The sequence below is a fragment of the Veillonella denticariosi JCM 15641 genome (genome assembly GCF_002959855.1).
In the GTDB taxonomy this organism is placed as follows: Bacteria; Bacillota; Negativicutes; order Veillonellales; family Veillonellaceae; genus Veillonella; species Veillonella denticariosi.
This window is the reverse complement of sequence record NZ_PPDB01000007.1, coordinates 1-16289: the sequence shown is the minus strand read 5'-3', so window position 1 is coordinate 16289 and position 16289 is coordinate 1. Positions and strand designations below refer to the sequence as shown.

15 protein-coding genes are annotated in these 16289 nt (G+C 44.1%); all 15 read right to left on the bottom strand.

The genetic code is table 11. From position 1 onward, the window contains the following. Positions 1–167 precede the first annotated feature (167 nt). Complete coding sequence (locus tag VEHSUH05_RS05585; RefSeq protein WP_105090985.1) at positions 168–938, bottom strand: TatD family hydrolase; 771 nt, start codon at positions 936–938, stop codon at positions 168–170. Further along, complete coding sequence (metG, locus tag VEHSUH05_RS05580; RefSeq protein ID WP_105090984.1) at positions 938–2884, bottom strand: methionine--tRNA ligase; 1947 nt, start codon at positions 2882–2884, stop codon at positions 938–940. Before metG ends, VEHSUH05_RS05585 begins: the two co-directional genes overlap by 1 nt. A 35-nt stretch (positions 2885–2919) precedes the next feature. After that, complete coding sequence (rsmI, locus tag VEHSUH05_RS05575; protein WP_105090983.1) at positions 2920–3768, bottom strand: 16S rRNA (cytidine(1402)-2'-O)-methyltransferase; 849 nt, start codon at positions 3766–3768, stop codon at positions 2920–2922. Next, positions 3758–4483, bottom strand: a complete 726-nt coding sequence (locus tag VEHSUH05_RS05570; protein ID WP_105090982.1) for a tRNA1(Val) (adenine(37)-N6)-methyltransferase — start codon at positions 4481–4483, stop codon at positions 3758–3760. Before VEHSUH05_RS05570 ends, rsmI begins: the two co-directional genes overlap by 11 nt. Continuing rightward, positions 4476–5321, bottom strand: a complete 846-nt coding sequence (locus tag VEHSUH05_RS05565; RefSeq protein ID WP_038114391.1) for a PSP1 domain-containing protein — start codon at positions 5319–5321, stop codon at positions 4476–4478. The genes VEHSUH05_RS05570 and VEHSUH05_RS05565 overlap by 8 nt, the downstream gene beginning before the upstream one ends. After that, positions 5322–6362 (bottom strand): hypothetical protein, encoded by a 1041-nt coding sequence (locus tag VEHSUH05_RS05560; RefSeq protein ID WP_105090981.1) that lies wholly within the window; start codon positions 6360–6362, stop codon positions 5322–5324. It lies immediately after the preceding gene. Between the two features lie 143 nt (positions 6363–6505). Further along, entirely contained in the window at positions 6506–7204 is a 699-nt protein-coding gene (locus VEHSUH05_RS05555) for a dTMP kinase (RefSeq protein ID WP_105090980.1), read from the bottom strand. Positions 7205–7206: 2 nt separating this feature from the next. Further along, on the bottom strand, positions 7207–8664 hold the full coding sequence (locus VEHSUH05_RS05550) for an aminotransferase class I/II-fold pyridoxal phosphate-dependent enzyme (RefSeq protein WP_105090979.1): 1458 nt from the start codon (positions 8662–8664) through the stop codon (positions 7207–7209). A gap of 59 nt (positions 8665–8723) precedes the next feature. Then, entirely contained in the window at positions 8724–9302 is a 579-nt protein-coding gene (pth, locus tag VEHSUH05_RS05545) for an aminoacyl-tRNA hydrolase (RefSeq protein ID WP_105090978.1), read from the bottom strand. 10 nt (positions 9303–9312) lie between these two features. Beyond that, positions 9313–10266, bottom strand: coding sequence for a ribose-phosphate diphosphokinase (locus VEHSUH05_RS05540; RefSeq protein ID WP_038114378.1), 954 nt, complete (start codon positions 10264–10266; stop codon positions 9313–9315). Positions 10267–10398: 132 nt separating this feature from the next. Beyond that, entirely contained in the window at positions 10399–11772 is a 1374-nt protein-coding gene (gene glmU, locus VEHSUH05_RS05535; protein WP_105090977.1) for a bifunctional UDP-N-acetylglucosamine diphosphorylase/glucosamine-1-phosphate N-acetyltransferase GlmU, read from the bottom strand. Positions 11773–11903: 131 nt separating this feature from the next. Continuing rightward, entirely contained in the window at positions 11904–12722 is an 819-nt protein-coding gene (gene purR, locus VEHSUH05_RS05530) for a pur operon repressor (protein WP_105090976.1), read from the bottom strand. A 243-nt stretch (positions 12723–12965) separates the two neighbouring features. Then, positions 12966–13574 (bottom strand): 3D domain-containing protein, encoded by a 609-nt coding sequence (locus tag VEHSUH05_RS05525; protein WP_038114373.1) that lies wholly within the window; start codon positions 13572–13574, stop codon positions 12966–12968. A 147-nt stretch (positions 13575–13721) separates the two neighbouring features. Next, positions 13722–14894, bottom strand: coding sequence for a Na+/H+ antiporter NhaA (nhaA, locus tag VEHSUH05_RS05520; RefSeq protein ID WP_038114371.1), 1173 nt, complete (start codon positions 14892–14894; stop codon positions 13722–13724). A 34-nt stretch (positions 14895–14928) separates the two neighbouring features. Continuing rightward, the gene (gene nhaA / locus VEHSUH05_RS05515; protein ID WP_105090975.1) at positions 14929–16086 is read right to left on the bottom strand and encodes a Na+/H+ antiporter NhaA; all 1158 of its coding nucleotides are present in this window, start codon (positions 16084–16086) and stop codon (positions 14929–14931) included. Between the last annotated feature and the right edge of the window lie 203 nt (positions 16087–16289).

Here is a 16289-nt window from a genome sequence, read left to right as displayed (position 1 = left end):
CTGTCTCATCCTATAATATGTTTAGTATGAATTTATTTTAGTATACCATAGAAAAACGCGATTCTCATCGCTATGCGAGAATCGCGTTGTATTCTATATGATATAATTCTGATCTTTCTAATTCCGTCATTACAAAATGCGACATATACTGCGAAAGCAGTTCAGTATCATTCAATACCGAACACGCGCTTAGCATTATTAAAGGTTATGTCACAGAACTCATCTACGTCCATTCCTTTAAGATTCGCAATCTCCTCCGCCACAAATTGAGTCTTGCTCGGATCGTTACGACGACCTCTAAATGGAGGCGGCGTCAAATACGGCGAATCCGTTTCAATGAGGATTCGATCCAACGGAACTTGTCTTGCCACTTCCTTTAGATTGGTTGATTTAGGAAATACAACAGGACCGGCAAAGGAAATATAGAAACCCATCTTGATGGCTTCCTTCGCCATTTCCCAACTGCCCGAATAACAGTGAAATATACCCCAGTTATCCTTGCCCTCATTACGCAGAATATCCATGATGTCACCATGTGCATCACGATCATGAATAATAATCGGCAAATCGACGTCTCGAGCCAGTTCCAGATGTCGGATAAATACGCGCTTTTGCGTATCCCTATCGGAAAAATCATAGTAGTAATCGAGACCGATTTCACCGATAGCGCGAACCTTATCATTATGCAAAGCCTGCTCCTTATAAAACTCATAATCCTCATCCGTAAAGTCTTTAGATTCATGAGGATGAGTCCCTACCGCCGCATACAGCTGTTCATATTGTTCCGCTAACGCAATACCGGATTCAACGGTATCCCGGTCCACACCGGGAATCAGAATATATTCAACACCTGCATCAAAACAAGCTTGTAACATATCTGTCCGGTCGTTATCGAAACGACCGTCATTAACATGAGCATGACTATCGAAGAGTTTCATTATTTAACCACACTCCCCGCCGGTAATGACTCGATATTGGTGACCTCCAAATGTTCTTCCCAGTCAGAAGCGGACAAAATCATACCATTTGACTCGATGCCCATCATCTTCTTAGGTGCAAGATTCGCCAGGTAAATCACCTTTTTACCGACCATCGTTTCCGGTTCATAATACTGGGAAATACCGCTTAGTACGATGCGCTGCTCTAAACCGATGTCCAATACAAACTTCAACAGTTTCTTGGATTTCGGAACCTTTTCACAGCTGACAACCTTAGCTACACGAAGGTCTAATTTTTCAAAATCGTCATATGCAATATTGTCTTTTAATGGTGGAATATTGGATGTATCAACGATTTCCGCGTCGGCTTCAACCGGTGTCGCCTCAACCATTTCAGGTACGTCAAAGCGAGGGTAAATCGGCTCGCCTTTCACCACCTTAGTCCCCGTTGGCAACGCACCCCACACCTTAGCATCATCAAGGGTGACATCACTGAATCCCGCAAGGCCCAACTGTTCCCAGATTTTAGGTGCCCCTACAGGGATAACAGGACTCACCAAAACAGCGATGATACGCAATGCCTCTGCCAAATGATACATAACGGACTGCAAACGTGCCTTATCATGGGCATTCTCGGATTTAGCCAATACCCAGGGCATCGTTTCATCAATGTATTTATTCATACGGCCGATAAAAGCCCATACGGATTTAATCGCTTTATTGAGTTCCATCGCTTCCATAGCGCTTTCAAAATCATTTACAGTCTGAATAGCCATGGCGGATACATCACGATCCAAATTATCCATATCATCGCATTTTGTAATCACACCGCCGTGATATTTTTCAATCATCGCAATGGTACGGTTCAAGAGATTCCCTAAATCATTGGACAAATCGGCATTGATTTTTGTAACGAAATTAGGCAATGTGAAATTACCATCGTTCCCCAGCTGAATTTCACTCAACAGATAGTATCGCAACGAATCGGCACCGTATGTATCGATCAATGGAATCGGATCGATTACGTTACCCAAGGATTTACTCATCTTTGTACCGTCGACGATCATCCAGCCGTGACCAAATACCTTTTTTGGTAATGGCAATTCAAGACTCATGAGCATCATAGGCCAAATAATCGTATGGAAACGAACGATTTCTTTACCCACCAAGTGAAGGTCTGCAGGCCAATATTTTTTATACAGCCCACCATCTCCATCAAAAGGAGAGAGTGCACTGATATAGTTTACCAGTGCATCGAACCATACATACACCACATGTTTAGGGTCAAAAGGCACCTTGATCCCCCAATCAAAGGATGTACGGGATACGGCGAGATCTTCTAATCCCTGCTTTACGAACTGAATCATTTCGTTACGACGTGATTCAGGTTGAATAAAATCTGGATTTTCTTCAATAAACTTAAGCCATTGATCCGTATATTTACCGAGTTTAAAGAAATAACTTTCCTCTTTAACGCGCTCTACAGGGCGACCGCAATCCGGACAGGTGTGATTAGGTCCTAACTTCTGCTCTGTCCAAAATGTTTCGTCCGGCGTACAATACCAGCCTTCATACTCGGCTTTGTAAATATCGCCCTTCTCATAAGCTTTTGTGAACAGTTCCTGCACAACCTTTTCATGGCGTTTATCCGTGGTGCGGATAAAATCATCATTGGAGATATGCATTTTTTCCCACAATGCTTTAAAACTGTTTACGATATTTGTCGTATATTCAAGGGGTGTGATGCCTTCCGCCTCCGCCGCACGCTGAATCTTTTGACCATGCTCATCGGAACCCGTTAAAAATCGCACATCATACCCGGCCAATCGCTTAAAACGTGCAATCGTATCCGCCACGGACGTGCAGTATGTATGCCCGATGTGCAGTTTAGCGCTCGGATAATAAATCGGTGTCGTAATATAATACGTTTTTTTTGTGTCTCCCATAATGTGTCTCCTTCCGACCTTCGAATGAGAAGGTCTTAACGTTCTACAATATTATATACATCTCGGCGGGAAACGTTAAAACGCTTTGCCACCTGTCGAATTGCTTCTTTTTTAGGTACGCCTTTACCTATGAGCTCTTTAACTGCATCTGCGTAAGACACAGGCGCTTCTGATATATCGGTATCCTCTGTTTCCACCGTGTCAGCACCGCTCACGACGAGAACGAACTCCCCTTTATAGGTTAATTGTTCCAGATTCTCCACGAGAGATTGTAAATCAGTGCGCACAAAGGTTTCAAATTTCTTCGTCAATTCCCGTGCTACCGTTATAGACCTATTGCCGAAGGCGTCATACATATCCTGCAGCACCTCTTGTAATCGGTGAGGTGCCTCATAAAACAGCAAGGTTCCTTTAACCTGTGAAAGTTCTCGTAGAACCTCGCCTCGATGTTTTTCCCGTTTCGGTAAAAATCCTACAAAGGTAAATTGCCTTGTGTCAAGACCGGATGCGATTAGCGCCGTCAGCGCCGCATTCGGTCCCGGTAAAGGAACTACGGTAATCCCTTCCGATATGGCCTTAACCGCTAAATCAGCCCCCGGATCGGATATGGCGGGCATGCCCGCATCACTGACACAGGCAACCGACCGCCCTTCCGACAACATCGCTATAATATAAGCCCCTTTTTCCTCTTTGTTATGTTCATGGTAAGAAATAAGGGGTTTCCGGATATCAAAATGTTTCAGTAGTATTCCTGTGTGCCGCGTATCTTCCGCCGCAATGGCATCAACTTCACCGAGGATGCGTACCGCCCGATAGGTCATATCCTCCAGATTGCCAATCGGCGTAGGTACCAAATATAAAGTGCCCTGTCTGTTATCGCTCATACCAAGAGGACACCTCCTTTGTGTACACATTCGGCTTGTCATAAACGATGAGCGGCGGTTCCAATATAAGTCCTGCGCTGCCCTGATAAATGCCTTCAATCAGTACAAGCTTCGCCGGTTTATCGATCATACCGTGAATAAAGCGCAATCGTTTAACCTGAAAATGAGCCTGCTCCAATTGGGACAAAACATATTGCAGTCGACCAGCACTGTAGATCATCCAAAGCCGCCCTTTATACTTGATAAAGGACTGTACCGCCTGAAGAACGTCTGCAAGTGTCGTATGACGGTCATGTAAGGCGGCTGCACGCTCTTTCGACGTCGGCAGTGCACCGCTTTCACAATCATAAAAAGGAGGATTCACAATAACCCCGTCAAAGGGTTTGTCTTGTAAATCCCTATACGACAGATTCCGATAATCACCGCATACCATCGCTACCACATGCGATTTATCATTATGTGCGACGCTACGTCGTGCCAAATCAATCAATGTGTCATTAATATCAATTCCCGTTATCTGACCGGCGCCCAACGAAGTTCCGATAAGCGGAATAACCCCCGTTCCGGTGCCCAGTTCCACATAGGTATGATTGATATTAAATTGACAAAAGTGAACCAATGCAATGGCATCAAAAGAAAACCGGAACATATCGCGTCGCTGATAGATTTGTAATCCGTCGATAATCAAGTCATCAAGACGTTCCTGCTCAGTCATCAGGCAATGCCACCTCGGACCATTTCAAATCGATCGTTCGCCCCGCCTCCAGCTGCACCTTAACGGTATGCTTGTGGTGGTTTACCTTGAGAACTTTACCGACGCCCTCATCGGTAACCACGTCCTTGCCAATCCCGGGCGGTTCAATATCCTGTGCAGCGGCAGGACGTTCCTTTTTCACATACAGGTCGCCGCCCTTTTTATACATATCATCTTCATAGTTAAGACAACACATCAGGCGCCCGCATACACCGGAAATCTTTGTCGGATTCAAACTCAAATTCTGATCCTTAGCCATGCGAATCGATACAGGTGTGAAATCACCTAGGAAATTGGAGCAGCACAACGATCTACCGCAGGCACCGATGCCGTTCAGGACCTTCGCCTCATCGCGAACACCGACCTGACGTAATTCAATACGCGTTCTAAAAACCGTAGCCAAGTCTTTTACCAGCTCACGGAAATCGATACGTCCGTCAGCAGTGAAAAAGAAAACGATTTTATTCATATCAAATGTATATTCCACATTAATCAGTTTCATCGGTAATTTACGCTTTGCTATCTTCTCGAGGCAAATGCCGAACGCTTTCTCTTCCCGTTCTCCGTTTTTTTCTATTTGTCTAAGATCCTTCGCTGTAGCCTTGCGCATCACCGGCTTCAACGGGGATACAAGGGTATTTTTTGAGACGCCTTTCGGTCCGATGACAACCGTACCGTATTCAACACCCCGTGCGGTTTCCACAATGACACCGTCACCTACGGATATCTCTAACTGTTCAGGTAAAAAATAATAAATTTTGCCCGCTTTTTTAAAACGTACACCAACGATGGTTACCATCTAATCCTCCTCACGAGCATCATGAAGGGCGATACTGAGACCGTCCATCACGAGAGCATTTTTTATATGTAAGCGCAAAGCCCGTTCTGCCTGTAACGTCTCTCCGATAACTGCGGAGAGAGCCTGCATAGACCAGCGCGGCAATAATCGTAATAATTGAGCCTTATACATAGGCACCTGTAATTGCGCCTCTGCAGCACCCATTTTGAGAGCCATCATATCGCGGCTCACTAAACGCAACCAATACATTAATTCACCTAGGGATTCTCGAGGTAAGCTTTCACAGGATAAGGAAATCATGGAGAACCACCGTTTTTCAAAGGCCAGTATATCCATGAATCGCACTGCCAGTTCCAGCATCTCAATACGCCCCTGTGTGACCAGCCGCTCCACTAACTGCGGATTGCCATGACCGGCCAATAATGCCTGTTCTATATCACCGGTAATCCCCTTCACCTCCATTGCGGCACGAATTGTATCCGCATCGACACTATGAAAGCTGACGCCCATGCATCGGGACACGATGGTCGGTAATACAGTATTGATCTTGTTTGTAATGATGATGAAGTACACCTGTTGTGGCGGCTCTTCGATGGTTTTCAACATCGCATTGGCCATGATCGCATTGGCCGTGTGAAAGTCCTCCACAATGACGACACGATTTCCATTGCCCGCCACCGATAGATGATCCTGCAATAAGTTATACCACTGTTCCACCTTTAAGGTCGTCTTCATAGGACGAATCCAGAAGGCCTCCCCTTTATCGATATAAATCGGCAATCCTTCGGCTTCGATGCGCTTTTCGCTTTCACCATTGGCTAAGCGAGCCGCAGTCACATCCGCCAAATAAGATTTACCTCGTGGTTGTGAAAACACGGAACGCCCCAACAAAAGAGACGCCAAGCCTATTGCCATATCCAATTTGCCGAGGCCTGCTTCACCATAGAAGAGCAAACTATGAGGCAGCGCATTGCGCCCTACCAGTTCAGATAGGTGTGACTTAATCGAATCTTGACCGATTATGGTATCAAAATATGTCATAGCGCCTCCTATCATTATCTGCTCAATATTAATATTATATAGGAAAAAGGCGACTTTTAAAAGAGTCGCCTTTGTTATTATCCGGGAATTACGAGGCTATCTCAGCCTTAAATAGCCGGTAATTCATATATATTTATCTTAAGTTATATGTATAGGGCATCCAATAGGCTATGAACAGCAGCATAGACATCCTCATGAATAGCCTCAACGGTACGCAACCGATACGACTTGATATCATCCCCATCAACACAAGAGATACGATGCCATTTATATCGCTCTACCAACTCTTCATAAGCGCCATGAACAGCTGCTAAATATGCGTGATTACCTTCGTGAATATCCCCCGTGGCACCGCCTGTTTTACCCGTCCGCTCCGCCATCAGCACCTCGCTCACCTCTAACGGCATGTCGAGAAGGCACACCGCATCCGGCTTCGGAAGCCCAAATTTGGTAAATTCATAATCTTCAAGCCAGTCCAGAAAATTCTTACGCTCTGCCGGATCTTCGTATTTAACCATCTGATGCACCATATTCGACGTTGTATACCGGTCGGCAACGATAATGCCGCCGCTATTATAAAAATCCTCCCAGTCAGTTCTGAAGGATGCAAATCGATCTATGGCGTACATGGAACTTGCAATATACGGATTTACATCGTTCACATCACGACCGAACTCCCCGGCCAAATACATCTTGATAGGCATAGACGCATCGCTGTCATAATTGGGAAAGCTCACGGACCTCACCGCACGACCTTCATCGGCAAGACGTTTTACAAGCAACGCCGTCTGCGTCGCTTTTCCGCTACCGTCGCCACCTTCTAAAATGATTAAAGTCCCCATAACTACTCCTGTAAAACCCATATCGTTTCTAACGTCATATCATCCGCTCCGTTCGGCATATAGCCGAGAGCCTTCCGATTCTCTATATATTGTAACACAGCCGGGGTGATCTCTTCACCTACCGCAACGCACGGAATCCCCGGAGGATAATATGCGACTGTCTCACCGGAAATACGATGCAAAGCCTTATCTATCGCTATACGCTCACGCTTGGCATACATAGCATTACGCGGTGTCATGCGAACCACAGGTTGAGGTAAAACCGAATACTCCATAATCTGCATCTTAGTAACCCCGGCCTGTTTATCAAGCGCTTCATCACGGACAGCTTGTACGGCCTGAATCAAAGCATTCACCGATGATGTCGTATCACCGATCGTAATCAGCACCAGTACATGATTCGCCTGCACCAGCTCCACCTCGATATGATGAGACCGCAACAGCCGTTCAAACTCTACACCGGTCAGTCCCAACTTTCCCGCATCAATTAGCACCTTAGTGCAGTCATAATTGACCGCCTTATCCCCAATATCGGAGTATTCCATCACGGATATGCCGTCAATGGATCGTAACGCTTCTCGCAGATACATGCTCAATTCTACGGCTCGATTTACGAGCATAGCGCCTTCCTTAGCCAATTGATGACGAGCTAAATCCAGAGAAGCTAAGAAAATATAATTTGGGCTCGTGCTCTGCAGCATCTGATGCATCTGTGTAATCCGTCTAAGCGCAATGCGAGAACCTTGACCGAGGAGCCATGACGTCTGTGTTAGGGAGCCTACCGATTTATGCGTACTTTGTGCCACCAAATCCGCACCGGCTTCAATCGCCTCAATAGGTAAAGACTCTGAGAACGGTAAATGAGGTCCATGCGCTTCATCGACGAGAACGATCATATTCCGTTTATGAGCCTCCTCAACAATGCGTTTAATATCAACACCTATACCATAGTAATTAGGATATACCACAAGGATAGCCTTTGCCTCCGGATGAGCCTCCATAGTTGCTATTGCATCATCAACAGTAACACCTAACGGAACGCCCCAACGCTCATCAAAACGTCCTTCCATGTAGACCGGTCTCGCACCCGATAAAACGAGTCCGCTAATTACGGACCTATGCGCTTCACGAGGTATGATGATCGTATCGTCCGGACCGACTGTCCCAATAATCATCGCTTCTATGAGGGCCGTCGTCCCGTTAACGGAAAACCAGCAATAATCGGCTCCATACAGATGGGCCGTCAAATCCTGAGCATCCTTTAAAGCGCCTTCCGGCTCATGTAGGTCATCCAAAGCGTACATAACCCCTAAATCATAGGGTAATGCCGCCCCCATCCACTCCCGTAACAGTTGTGGTGCACCGCCCCCGATTTTATGTCCCGGCGTATGAAATGGCACAAAATGTTCCTCTTTATATGCAGTTAGGGCCTCTACAAAAGGCATGCGATTTTGATTCATATTAATACCTCATAAAAAAGGCATGAATCTCAAAGAGACTCATGCCCTTATGCATGTAATTATCGGTGAGGACGACGTTTAGGATTAAATTGATTCATCCCCTTGTCGAGTCCCACCTCTAATGTACCAAGCACAGCTTTCACAGTGTCCTTAATACCTTTATCAACCTTATCCTGCACCTCATCACTGAATGGAGACAATACATGGTCAATCACGGACCACTGCGGCAACGGACGGCCTATGCCGACACGAAATCGCGGAAAATCCTCAGTTCCCATATGAGAAATTAAAGATTTGATTCCGTTATGACCGCCGGAACTGCCGTTAGGACGTATGCGCAACTTACCAACGGGCAAATCCATATCATCGTAGATGCAATACACATCGGAAGGACTAATTTTATAATACCGCATCAAAGGTCCTACCGACTCACCGCTGGCATTCATAAATGTTTGCGGTTTTACAAGCAATACTTTCTCTCCATCTACGGTGATGCTGCATACCTCGGCATTCTGTTCCTCTTTCCACGGTGTATGAGGCACGTTGTCGGCAATAGCATCAATAACCATAAATCCTATATTATGTTTTGTCATTGCATATTGCTTGCCGGGATTACCAAGACCTACTACTAATTTCAATGATCACCTATTATTTATCAAACAAATTACTTACCGATACTTCATGGAAAATACGCATAATCGCTTCGCCCAACAACGGAGCTACGGACAATTGTGTAATATTCGGCAACTTGCAATTTTCTGGCAACGGAATGGTATTGGTAACGATAAGTTCCTTAATATTGGAATTTGCAATGCGTTCACTTGCAGGATCTGTCAAGACTGCATGAGTAACAGCGGCGGTAACGGATTTAGCACCGAATTCCTCCAATGCTTTAGCGCCTTCAACCAAGGAGCCTGCTGTATCCACGATATCATCGATAATAATACAGTTTTTACCTGCCACATCGCCGATGAGATTCATCACTTTTGCTACACCCGGTTCAGGGCGTTTTTTCTCGATGATTGCAATCGGTGCACCGATGCGGTCGGCCAAATCACGAGCTCTTGTAACACCGCCAAGATCAGGGGATACAACGATAACGTCTTCCATATTCTTTTCATTGATATATTTAGCCAAGATGGATGCGCCGAACAGATGGTCTACAGGTACATCAAAGAAGCCCTGAATTTGACCTGCATGCAAATCGATAGTTACAAGACGGGTAATACCGGCTGTTTGCATCAAATTCGCCACTAATTTAGCCGTAATCGGTTCACGCCCGCGAGTCTTGCGATCTTGACGTGCATAACCGTAATACGGTACTACAGCCGTGATATGACGAGCCGAAGCGCGTTTTAAAGCATCGGCCATAACCATTAATTCCATTAAATTATCATTTACAGGATAGCTGGTCGGTTGAATGATAAATACATCTTTGCCACGTACGCTTTCATCAATCATTATTTGCACTTCGCCATTGTTAAAGCGCCCTACAAATGCTTCACCTAAAGGCAAACCTAAATAATCACAAATTTCTTTTGCCAATGCCGGATTCGCATTACCTGTGAAAATTTTAAGTTTCTTGCCGTCTTCAAATGCCATTTTGTTACCCTTTCATCTGTTCGTACTATCGGTTACTTATCCGTAATCTGTCCTAGAGTTACAGATACACACTCTTGCCCTATTATTGTATACTATTTTGTCACAGTTGTGTAAAAATTTTTGCCTTATTTTCTATTTCTTTTTGAAAGTATCATCTGTAACCCAATTTTCTTTGATGATTTGTTTGCTGCGCCCTACGGCTAACGCCTTATCAGGTACATCTTTTGTAATCGTAGAGCCCGCCCCTACATAACTGTAGTTACCTATCGTTACAGGCGCCACCAGATTGCTGTTACAACCTATAAAAGCCCCTTCACCGATGGTTGTACGGTGCTTAACTTTACCGTCGTAATTGACGGTAATCGTACCACAGCCGATATTAACACCGGAGCCTACATCACTATCGCCGATATACGATAAATGAGGGAACTTTGTCCCTGCTCCGACATGGCTGTTCTTGACCTCCACGAAGTTACCGATATGAACCTGATTGCCGATAACGGTATCCGGACGCAAATGAACATACGGTCCAATGTCCGCACCATCTTTAACTTCACAATCATGCCCATAGGTAAAATGAATAACCGTATCATTGCCAACCACTACATTCGACAACCGTGTATGAGGACCTATTTCACAATCGCTGCCGATAACCGTATTCCCCTCCAAAATCGTTCCGGGATGTAAAATCGTATCAGGACCGACTAAGACTTCAGGTGCCACATAGGTTGTATTAGGATCGATAATTGTCACTCCGTCATTCATGAGTTCATAATTTTTGCGACGTTTTAAAATTTCTTCAGCTTGTGCCAGTTGATGACGAGAGTTTACCCCGAGGGATTCTTCGAAATCCTCGGTCATATACGCACTGACACGTTCTCCAGCATTCACAAGAATGCCGACTACATCGGTAATATAAAGTTCACCTTGTGCATTATCATCAGATAACTGATCGAGACAAGGCCACAGTTTTTTGCTGTCAAATGCATACATGCCTGTATTGATTTCTTGTACGATTAACTCCTCGGGTTTACCGTCCTTCTGTTCCACGATTCGCACCACGGAGCCCGATTCATTACGGATAATACGACCATAACCCGTAGGATCAGGCATATGTGCGGTCAAAATCGTCGCCGCCGCTCTCGATTTCGCGTGTTCTTGTAACAGAGCTTCCAGACTTTCCTTCGTTACCAATGGTGTATCGCCGCAAAGTAAGATAATAGTTCCATCATAGTCGCCCAATACGGGTTGAGCCTGCTTTACCGCATGACCTGTGCCGTTTTGTTCCTCTTGTCGTACAAATTCAGCACGGTCTCCCAAATAGTTCTGCACCGCATCTCCGCCGAAGCCGACAACGACCACATCTCGATTTGTACCCATGGATTGAACGGTATCCAATACTCGTTCCACCATGGCCTTGCCCCCCACCTTATGAAGGACCTTCGGCAGTTTGGATTTCATTCGAGTACCCTTACCGGCTGCTAAAATAAGGCTCGCAATATTCATAGTAATCTCCTATCTGTTCACCATATATCATCGATTCATCACAACCACTACTTGGAATATATTTCGTCATAATAGATTCCGTCGTATATTTCATAACAAATCGATACGTCAACTATATCAATTAACTGAACCTATATTGCATCAAATACAGGTTCAATATTTATCTTTTTCGTAGTTTCATCAATACCGTAGAAGGTAAACAACGATTCATAGTCATCAATCAATTTAGGATTCGGTTCCGCTGTAGCGACCAAAACACCGGTTCCCACAACGACACCGCTCATTTCAACTACTAACTCTTTAAGCCCTTTTGCGGTACCGCCGGCTTTCATAAAATCATCGATAATGAGGACCCGTGCATTTGGCGGTATAGCACGTTTAGTTAATGTCATCGTCTGGATACGCCCCGACGATCCCGTCACATAATTGATACTGATAGCGGATCCCTCTGTTACCTTACTGTCACGCCGTGCAATCACAAGCGGTTTATTGAAAGCACGCGCCACCATAACAGCAAGAGGAATTCCTTTTGTTTCCACTGTTAAAATATAATCCGGCTCACGGTCCATAAAACGAGTCATAATAATTTCGCCCAGACGCGTCATCACATGCCAGTCATACAGAATATCGGACATATAAATAAAGCCGCCCGGAATAATGCGATCCGGTTCCATCAACCGGGTCTGTACATCCTTTAAAATACCATTTGCCTGAGAACCTCTGCGATTCGGAATAAAGCGAACCCCTCCAGCCACACCGGCCACTGTCTCCAGTGTTCCTAGCTGAAAGTGCTCCATAGACTGTCTCACACAGGTCAAATCTTCACTGACCGTGGATTTTGCCATACCGAAAAAGTCACAGAAATAATTTAAAGGAATCAATTTTTGAGGTGAGTCAACCAACAATTTTGTCATTGCCACCATTCTTTCGACACGCCGTACTTTATCCATAGAAAATCCTTTGCTCACATATCATACAACTAGAGGTCATTTAGCGCTGCCTATACACGGCCATGTAGACCAAATCTGTTCACTGCTTATTATATCATATTTCCCGAATATTCGAGTTCTCTTTTACACCATAATTCGGTATCTTAATAAGCCTTCTCATTGACCTGATATGCATTTCAAATCAAAATAGCATATCTAGATTAAAGAATAAAAAAACTCTCCGGCACAACCGGAGAGTCTCAATTATAATACGTAAACCTTAACGGTCTGGCGTCCGAACTGTAAAGCTTCAGCCCTAGTGTCATAGGCCAAATCTATGCGATGTCCACGAATTGCTCCGCCCGTATCATCAGCAACAGCATACCCGTAACCTTCAATATACAATTTAGTTCCCAGTGGAATCACCTTAGGGTCTACAGAAACGAGCCCTTTACGAAGGCGGCTGCCTGTAGCCGTATACTTTCCATTCCCCGGATCCTGAGATGAGTAGGCGCTGGCCTCCATCGTTAAAACCCGCGTATATTTGTTAGGTACTCCGTTATGACCACGCTGTGTTCCATGCCCACCATATTGGAGTTCTATTTTTTCCAATTCTTTCATCGTATTCGAGTCTACACGACCATTGGCAGTCAAGCCTTTTGATTTTTGAAAGTTGCGCACTGCTTGTTCCGTATTACGGCCATAAATGCCATCTACAGAATCATGTAAAAATCCATGGTGTTTCAAAATTGTCTGTACTTTTGTTACATGCTTACCGCGAGCACCGCGATCTATGGTTTTCGCCAGAGTCACGGATGACATCATAGCGGTCATGCACACCAATGTGCATGCAATAATTATCTTTTTTATCATACATACCCCCACTTTATAGGTTTCAGTATACTATATATCTTTAAAGAATCTATAAACCATTAATAAGGCAAACTGTAACTCTTTATATCATATAAAAATAAGCCACCCATGAAGGATGGCTTACTTGAAAGCTTTAAAGCTATAGGACTAACAATTATGATACAACCCGATATGGCACTCCTTGCGATTTGCACCTACAATTCGTAAGAATACATAACCTAGCAGGGCGGAGATAATTGAACCTAAAATAACACCGCCCTTTGCCATTTCTTGTGCATGGCCCGGATCAAATGCCAGAATAGATACAAAAATGCTCATTGTAAAGCCGATACCGCATACAATCGCTGTACCATATACATGTTTCCAGTTGGAATCTGTCGGCATCGGTACCAAGCCTAACTTAACCATACCGAATACGGCGCCAAAAATGCCAATCTGCTTACCTAAAATAAGACCTAACGCAACACCTAACACAACGGGATGTGTTAAATCGCCTAACGAAACATCGCGTAAGTCCACACCTGCATTAAAGAATGCAAACACGGGAACGATAAGAAAACTAACCCAGTTGGACAACACGTGCTCCCAATGCTGCATAGGACGTACCACCATGTGACCGACCTTACCATGTGCGGGAATCGTCATAGCTAAAATAACACCCGCCATTGTCGCATGTAGTCCTGATTTTAATACACAGTACCATAGGATAAATCCTAAAATAATATACGGTAGCGGTCTCACATATCCCGCTTTATTACAATAAATCAATGCCGCCACTATAACAGCTGCAGCAAGCAAATACATGGCATGAATACTCGCAGCATAGAAAATGGCAATAACGATAATCGCTATGAGATCATCAATAACAGCCAAGGCCGTTAAGAATACTTTCATCGCATTTGGTACACGAGAACCTAACGCAGTGATGATCCCTATAGAAAACGCGATATCTGTTGCAGTTGGAATAGCCCAACCATGAATATATTCGTCACTATGACCGGCAATTAAGAAATATATCAACGCCGGTGTAAGTACACCAAATAAAGCCGCAATACCCGGCATAACTCGTTTTGCATTAGTATTAAGCTCGCCAGCTATAAGCTCCCGCTTAACTTCTAATCCGACAAAGAGAAAAAAGATTGCCATCAATGCATCATTAACCCACTCCATAATCGATAAGGGACCCAGATGATGATTAACAATACCAAAATATTGTTCAGACGATGGTGAATTAGCTAAAATTAGAGCAATCACCGTTGCCCCTAACAGTACGGAAGTAGCTGCTGCTGGAGAACGTAAAAAAATAAAAACTCGTTCCATTTCAGACCTTTCTATACTTTCAAAAATAATCCTCTTATAGTTTACCACGCATTTTGCGTATTTGATAGGCGGTAAGCAGTACTATAGCCCCTAACAAACCGGATAGGATAGAGCCTAGAAAAATACCGATTTTGGCCATTTCCTGATTAAATCCGGGAGGAAATGCCAATGTAGCCACGAATAAACTCATCGTAAAGCCGATACCACATAGTATAGCGGTACCATAAATTTCAGGCCATGTCGTCTTACTTGGCATTTTAATGACCTTGGATTCCACGAGGATATATACAGCGGAGAAAATCCCCAACTGTTTCCCCAAAATTAAGCCCAAGGATACACCCATTACAACAGGATGCCACAAATTATCCATAGAGAATTCAGCAAATGATACGCCGGCATTTAAAAAGCTGAACAATGGAATGATTAAGAAATTAACCCAATGTTTTAATCGTTCCGCCCAAGCATCCATAGGATACACGGTATGTATATCCGCTTTGCCTTCATAAGGAATGGTCATCGCTAATATGACCCCCGCAATAGTTGCATGAACACCGGATTCTAATACTAAATACCATAGGGCAATCCCTAACACGATATAAAGAAGCGGTCGTACATACCCTTGTTTATTCGTATAGACTAACAATGCAGTGACTACACCGGCCCCGAGCAAATAAGTAAAATGAACCCCTGCACCGTAAAATAGTGCAATAACCACTATGGCAATAAGATCATCTATGACCGCCAAAGCAGCCAAAAAAGCCCGCATCGCCTGCGATACTTTTTTCCCCAGCATAGTGATAACACCGATTGCAAAGGCAATATCCGTTGCGGTAGGTATCCCCCAACCATGTGAATACTGCGGCTGATAACCGGCGATAAAATAGAATACAATTGCCGGTGTAATCACACCGGCAAATGCTGCAATAACAGGTAATAGTCGTTTTGCAGGCGTATTTAATTCACCGGAAATCATTTCCTTTTTAATTTCGATACCGACATATAAAAAAAACAGCGCCATTAAGGCATCATTTACCCATTCTAAAATATCCATAGGGCCTAATTGTACTGTCATAAAAGCAAAGTACTGTGCCGAAATCGGTGAGTTGGCAATAATAACCCCTAAGATAGCGGCCACTAAAAGTGATATACCGCCCGCAGAATCAGACTGGAAAAATGCTTTTACATAATTCATCAAGCACCCCTCTTTATTGATATAATATATACGTAATTATTTCTTCTATCGATATTAATGATACCATATCATTTCGAAAATAATCAATAAAGGTGGTTATGTATACAAGATTATATCATTATAACGATAACTGACCAACAACATAAACCATACAAGATAAACCTGTTCATATTATTAATAATATGATACAATATGTACATCTT

Excerpts from the sequence above, each read along its gene's own strand:
- VEHSUH05_RS05585 (WP_105090985.1), bottom strand. The coding sequence starts at position 938 with ATGAAACTCTTCGATAGTCATGCTCATGTTAATGACGGTCGTTTCGAT.
- metG (WP_105090984.1), bottom strand. The coding sequence starts at position 2,884 with ATGGGAGACACAAAAAAAACGTATTATATTACGACACCGATTTATTAT.
- rsmI (WP_105090983.1), bottom strand. The coding sequence starts at position 3,768 with ATGAGCGATAACAGACAGGGCACTTTATATTTGGTACCTACGCCGATT.
- VEHSUH05_RS05570 (WP_105090982.1), bottom strand. The coding sequence starts at position 4,483 with ATGACTGAGCAGGAACGTCTTGATGACTTGATTATCGACGGATTACAA.
- VEHSUH05_RS05565 (WP_038114391.1), bottom strand. The coding sequence starts at position 5,321 with ATGGTAACCATCGTTGGTGTACGTTTTAAAAAAGCGGGCAAAATTTAT.
- VEHSUH05_RS05560 (WP_105090981.1), bottom strand. The coding sequence starts at position 6,362 with ATGACATATTTTGATACCATAATCGGTCAAGATTCGATTAAGTCACAC.
- VEHSUH05_RS05555 (WP_105090980.1), bottom strand. The coding sequence starts at position 7,204 with ATGGGGACTTTAATCATTTTAGAAGGTGGCGACGGTAGCGGAAAAGCG.
- VEHSUH05_RS05550 (WP_105090979.1), bottom strand. The coding sequence starts at position 8,664 with ATGAATCAAAATCGCATGCCTTTTGTAGAGGCCCTAACTGCATATAAA.
- VEHSUH05_RS05540 (WP_038114378.1), bottom strand. The coding sequence starts at position 10,266 with ATGGCATTTGAAGACGGCAAGAAACTTAAAATTTTCACAGGTAATGCG.
- glmU (WP_105090977.1), bottom strand. The coding sequence starts at position 11,772 with ATGAATATTGCGAGCCTTATTTTAGCAGCCGGTAAGGGTACTCGAATG.
- purR (WP_105090976.1), bottom strand. The coding sequence starts at position 12,722 with ATGGATAAAGTACGGCGTGTCGAAAGAATGGTGGCAATGACAAAATTG.
- VEHSUH05_RS05525 (WP_038114373.1), bottom strand. The coding sequence starts at position 13,574 with ATGATAAAAAAGATAATTATTGCATGCACATTGGTGTGCATGACCGCT.
- nhaA (WP_038114371.1), bottom strand. The coding sequence starts at position 14,894 with ATGGAACGAGTTTTTATTTTTTTACGTTCTCCAGCAGCAGCTACTTCC.
- nhaA (WP_105090975.1), bottom strand. The coding sequence starts at position 16,086 with ATGAATTATGTAAAAGCATTTTTCCAGTCTGATTCTGCGGGCGGTATA.